5 protein-coding genes are annotated in these 5,195 nt (G+C 48.1%); all 5 read right to left on the bottom strand.

Annotated elements, in window-relative coordinates:
• The coding region (locus AC3DOM_RS05325) for a hypothetical protein (RefSeq protein ID WP_487917990.1) at positions 1 to 853 on the bottom strand (853 nt) is incomplete at its 3' end.
• A gap of 41 nt (positions 854 to 894) precedes the next feature.
• A complete protein-coding gene (locus AC3DOM_RS05320) occupies positions 895 to 2,001 on the bottom strand; it encodes a hypothetical protein (RefSeq protein WP_487917989.1) in 1,107 nt (368 codons plus the stop codon).
• Between the two features lie 23 nt (positions 2,002 to 2,024).
• Entirely contained in the window at positions 2,025 to 3,944 is a 1,920-nt protein-coding gene (locus AC3DOM_RS05315) for a DnaA N-terminal domain-containing protein (RefSeq protein ID WP_487917988.1), read from the bottom strand.
• A gap of 201 nt (positions 3,945 to 4,145) precedes the next feature.
• Complete coding sequence (locus AC3DOM_RS05310) at positions 4,146 to 4,754, bottom strand: hypothetical protein (RefSeq protein WP_487917987.1); 609 nt, start codon at positions 4,752 to 4,754, stop codon at positions 4,146 to 4,148.
• Positions 4,755 to 4,762: 8 nt separating this feature from the next.
• A partial coding sequence (locus tag AC3DOM_RS05305; RefSeq protein ID WP_487917986.1) for a ParA family protein occupies positions 4,763 to 5,195 on the bottom strand: 433 nt, incomplete at its 5' end.

The following is a 5,195-nucleotide window of genomic DNA, read 5'->3' as shown; positions in this document are numbered from 1 at the left end:
TCACCATGGATAGCACCAAGCCCACCACAGCGGTAACCCCAAAAAGACCACTGCGCCTGCGCACAAGAGCGGCACGCGTTTCGGTGATCTCCAATACCGTGCGATGAACTGACTCTCGCAAAGCAGTTACGCTTGTGAGGATAGGACGGCTGCGCTGGAAGAAATCCAGAATATCGGTCAGAAAAAGTGTCGCATCCACATCAGATGGATCGGGCAGGTGTGCTTGAACAACTTCTACAGCCTCTTCAATATCTTTGATCTCTATCTGTGCTACCAATAGTCCCAGCAGATTACTGAATGTGCCGCCTACCGATGCCGTTCTGCGCAAGGCATCCTGTACCCCAACACCAGACGATAAAAGCGATTCAAGCACAGATAGCGCAATTAACATATTATTGCGCATGGTTTCTGCGCGTGCTTTTGCCATTTTCTCCAAACGCGTATAGGGGCGACGTAAGCCCAGATAGATATAAAAAGCGGCAAAAAGAGGGGCGGCAACCAACATCCCGTTCATCGCGAGTGCGCCTGCCATCAAACCGCCAACCAGCAAATACTTGCTGAACTCACGAATAGCGGCGGCATAGAATTCCCCTGGCGTATCATAGGGATAGCCCGCTCTGCGGATTAGTCCCACCACATCCAGCATATTCTTTGCATGTTCCGGGTCAAAACGTTTGGGGAGAATGGCAATCAGAATCGCATCCCAAGTTGATCGTCGTTGTGGGATTTTATTTGCATCCTGAAAGGCGCCATCCAAACGACTATGGCGAAAAACCCCATATTGGAAAGTCGAAATAATTTCAAATACAAAGGCCGCTACACTGAGCGCACCTAAAAAAGCCAAACCTGTCATAAAACACACCTCCGTTTTTCAAGAAAATACCAGCTAATGGTTCAGGGTAGTCGTGGCGTGCTCCCCAAAAGTTCAGCTAAAACTCTCTTTTGCGCTTGCGTCCGGCGGATTTCTTTTGGTTCGCGAGGCACGCAATTCATCACATTGCCGCTTCCAGAAGCCCAGTTTTTGCCACCGAACTCTTCTGGCCATAAGGGATGTTCAGCTTTGTCCCAATTGTGGGGTAGACGATAAACACCCTCACCACGCACAGCCAAGAACCAACTTTCCAATGCTTCAAAGCGTGGACCCCATAATCCCCAAAGGAGTTGGCGGCGCACCTGCTCATTTTTGGCAAAATGAAGTTTCCGAGTGCAGTCTCTACAAAGCGGAACTGCATTTTCAGGACGCTTTAAGCGCCAGGCAAGTTCAGGAGAGAGATTCTCACTAGGCAAAACAAAACGCCAGGAAGCATTTTTTCCACAACGAATACAAGCTTTTGAAAATTCTTTTTCCCAAGGAACGCCAGCCAAAGCTGCTGCGAAGAGTTCATCCTGGAAAGCATTCTCCACATCAAACATTTGTCTGGATAAACTAACCGCCCCATCTGGGATGCTGATTTGCGCTTCGATACGGCAATCCAGAATAAAACCTGCGGAAGCCAATATCTTGCCACGCTCCCAGGGCGAAAAGTGGTTTCTTATAATTTCCGGATCTACACGCCCATAGCCACTAATCCCACACACAGAGCGAACCCGCCTGAGATCGGCTACTGAGGCAGCAAAAAGGGCAAAGATTAAATCCTTGATCCCCGTATTTGCATCAATTCCGCCCACCGCTGAGTTTTTATGCTCTCCCACTGCGGAGATAATGTCTGCTATCAACTTTTCATCCATTTGCATATCCGGAGCCATCTCCACGATCAAATCTGCCGGGGGCAAGGACACAAAACACCAAGAAGAGATTACCTTTTTAAAGACAATTTCAACATCTTGCTCATCCCCCCTTGCCAAAGCCACAATACGCAAAGACGGACAAAAAAAGGTCTGAAAAAGCCGGCGCGTTTTTGTAGGGTAGATAAAAACAAATATTTTTTCACCAAGTCTGCGACGGAACATCACCCCCCAAGCTTGAGAGAAAGCTGAGCGTAAAAGAATAATTTTTCGCATGATTCAATTCCTTTTTTGAAATCTCACTCGCCAAAAAGACGTTTCAATAATTCCTCTTTGGCTTGGTCTTCCAATGAGCTGAAGGCAGCCAGATAAATTTCATCATCCACAGCTTTCCCTTCTAAATCTTTTTCAAGCATAGCTTTGAGTTTATAGGGGGAAAGTTTTGCCAGAGCATTTGCTGGCCACCCTGGACCACCTCGCGGCGATTCCAGCGTGCGCGCAATCGCATTGGAAACCCCGCTTGCGTCATGCAAGCCCGCCCCAGCCGGGGTATAGGCATAAAGTAGCCATGCAGCAAAAGTCTCGCCGGTTGCACCTGCTCTGCGCAAGGTGTTGCGCTTTTGGGGGCTAGCGACATTAATTGCCAGCAGATGGTTTAAATCCCAATAAGACATAGACCCCACCCCCGTTTTTTCTTTGTGGCGATATTTCTTTTTTTCTTGTGGGGGGATTAGGGGGGAGGTTTTTAAAGGAGTTAAGGGGTTCTTTAAAGAGTTAAGGGGTTTAAAGACTCTGCAAGTCGCGTAAAGATCGTCTGCAAATCGCGTAAAGCCCATACTGCAAATCGCGTAAAGATCATATGCAAATCGCGTAAAGACGATACTGCAATCCGCGTAAGCTTCTTCCTCACATTCGAGCGCAGCTTGCACGATCTCAGGCGGAATATCATTCAATAAAACACGGAAAGTACGCGGACTGTGGTTGAAATTTTCTGCACGCCCTTCATCCAGATTTTTTAGGTAAGCAAGAGTTACAGGATGGCGCAACTTTCCCGGCTCTTTGGCTTTTTTGCCGAAACGTCCATTCATCCATTCATAGATCGTCATGGGGCGGGAAATACCCAGCCAATGGGCAATTTCAGCATAGCCACCCTGCACTGTGCAAATATCTCGTTGCTCATCTTGCCCCTCATAGCAACGATCTCGTAAGAGAATATACATCCAGGCTGGACCTGCACCCAAATGGGGCAGGATATGCTCCAAAAAGAAAAGAGAAATTACGATTTGGTCGTTTTGCGGCATGAGATGCATGCGTAGTCTTTCAGCAAAAGCCTCTAGTTGCGAAGCGGGTAACTCCCCTGAGAATAAATACCGCACGATCTCAGCCACATCCATTGGTTTGCCAGGTGAGCTATTTTCTTGTTGAGGTGCAAATAGTTCACTTAGAGGTGTTTCGCAAGAAGCAGCCAAAACGCCGGCGGGGCCGTTAAAAGTCTCAACACCAGATTGCAACCACTGTGCCAGTGAAAAGGAATCAGAACCGGTCAAAGGCAGCGTAATTGCAACAGTGTATTTTCTTGGTAGGCGACGAGGCTGTGCGCCCTCTGCCCACTCAGGCTCAGTCGTCTTTGAAGTCACCAAGCCAGATAACTTCTCCCAGGTTTTCTCTCGTTCAACTCGATTCCAAAAAGTACGCTCACTAATGCCACAAAGTGTGGCAATCTGTTTTCCTGATAAGCGAGCAGTCTTTTGACCACCACGTCCACCTTCTGAATAGGCAGCCTGCCTAAAGCCCACATACATCCAACCTAAATCTGGGCCTAACTGGCTGAGATGTTTACGGAAGTACCCAGGCAGATAAACAGCTCTATCTGGACGTACCACCTGGTAATACAGAGACGCAATTTCTTCGCTTGAGACTGCAATCTCTTTTTTGTCAAGCTCGTCTTCGACATCATCATCTTGCGATGCTTCACTTTCTGAGACCACAAACTCAACCTGTACAGACTGATTCATCACCCCGATCAGGAGGCGGGAGACCGTGCTGGTTAGGCGACTTTCCAACCAATCACGAGCATAGGCGTTGCGAACACCAATGGTCAAAGCACCATGACTAAACTCCAAAGCTTTCGTGTCTCGCACCCAGGTATCGAAAGAGGCACGCGGCATCTCCATTTGCAGTTGTCCCAAGACAATTTTCCAGGCTTTTTGAATATCCATAAAAAAGCCTTCCTTAGCCCACCTGTGCAAGCAGAAGGCAACTGTCTGTTCCGCTCGGTTTTGGGCTTCCTGTGGCTTCGGCGTAGACGGCAACGTAGGCGGGTATGTAGACGGAGCGTAGACAAGACGTAGGCGACACGTTGTCATTGCCGTCTACGCTCGCTATTTTTGTAAAAAGTTTTTCAAGAATTTGTCCAGGCATCAAAAATCTCCATCCAGCACTAAACTGTAATTCGTCGTTTTTTCAACAGGCTGGAGTACCAACTCGCCACTGCTATACGCTTTGAGTGCATATTGTAAAAATGCAGAGATGAGCTCTCCCACTGGAATATCCAAGCCCTTCTCAGATGCCAGTACACCGATCTCATCCTTGAGTTCAGCAGAGAAATTTCGCCAAGTCGTGACCACCCGCCAGGATGCTTCTTTGGGCAGCTTTTTTCGACCTGCCTTTCCTATCTTTCGTTTGGATGCAGTTCTCTTAGGAAAAAGCGTCATCCGCAAGCGTTCGGGGTTAGGACGTGGGGCAAGAATAAGTTTGCCGCGACTATAAGCATCCAGTCCATACTCCAGCAACGCACGAGCGACTTCACCTATAGGCACATGCAGTTCTTCTGCAAGCTGACGTACTTGCAAAGCTGCTTGTGGATCAACACCACGATAGACCACCTTCTCACTCTGATGATTTCGCTCCCAATCCCGTTTGCGCCGACGTGGGGCAGCCATAGGCAGGGATTCATAAATATCAGGTGGTGCAGCGGATGAGCTTTCACTTGCAGGCATATCCCCAAAGGGATTTCTTCGATCACTCATATTCCCTCCTAGAATTTCAGAACCTGCTTCGTTAGGCTCATATACTCCTCTGCGGAGCGACATTTCTCATCATATTCAAAGATCGTTTTCCCTGAAGCAGCACATTCTCTCAGAATAGTGGCTCGGTGAATGGGATCCAAGACACTCTCTCCGAAACGTTCTTTTAGTGCTGTATTCGTGATCTTGCTTTCTCTGGTTTGGGCATCATAGAAGGTTGGCAGGATGCCTAAAAGTGCTCCTTTCCAACCCTTCTTTTGTTGCAAGATATTCATCATATAGGCAACTTTTCCCACACCTTCCGCAGAAAGAAACTCGGTTGCGGTAGGAACGATTACGAGATCAGATGCCCAAACAGCCCGCTCCTGAATACCTCCCACGCTGGGTGCGGTATCGAAAATAATATAATGCAACCCTTCTTTGAAAAAAGGTTTGAGCGCAGTC

Source organism: Candidatus Desulfolinea nitratireducens, assembly GCF_982879505.1.
The sequence above is the reverse complement of the archived record's forward strand: the minus strand, read 5'-3'. Positions and strand labels throughout refer to the sequence as shown.

Coding starts and splice junctions, on each gene's coding strand:
- AC3DOM_RS05320 (WP_487917989.1), bottom strand. CDS start 2,001: ATGCGAAAAATTATTCTTTTACGCTCAGCTTTCTCTCAAGCTTGGGGG.
- AC3DOM_RS05315 (WP_487917988.1), bottom strand. CDS start 3,944: ATGGATATTCAAAAAGCCTGGAAAATTGTCTTGGGACAACTGCAAATG.
- AC3DOM_RS05310 (WP_487917987.1), bottom strand. CDS start 4,754: ATGAGTGATCGAAGAAATCCCTTTGGGGATATGCCTGCAAGTGAAAGC.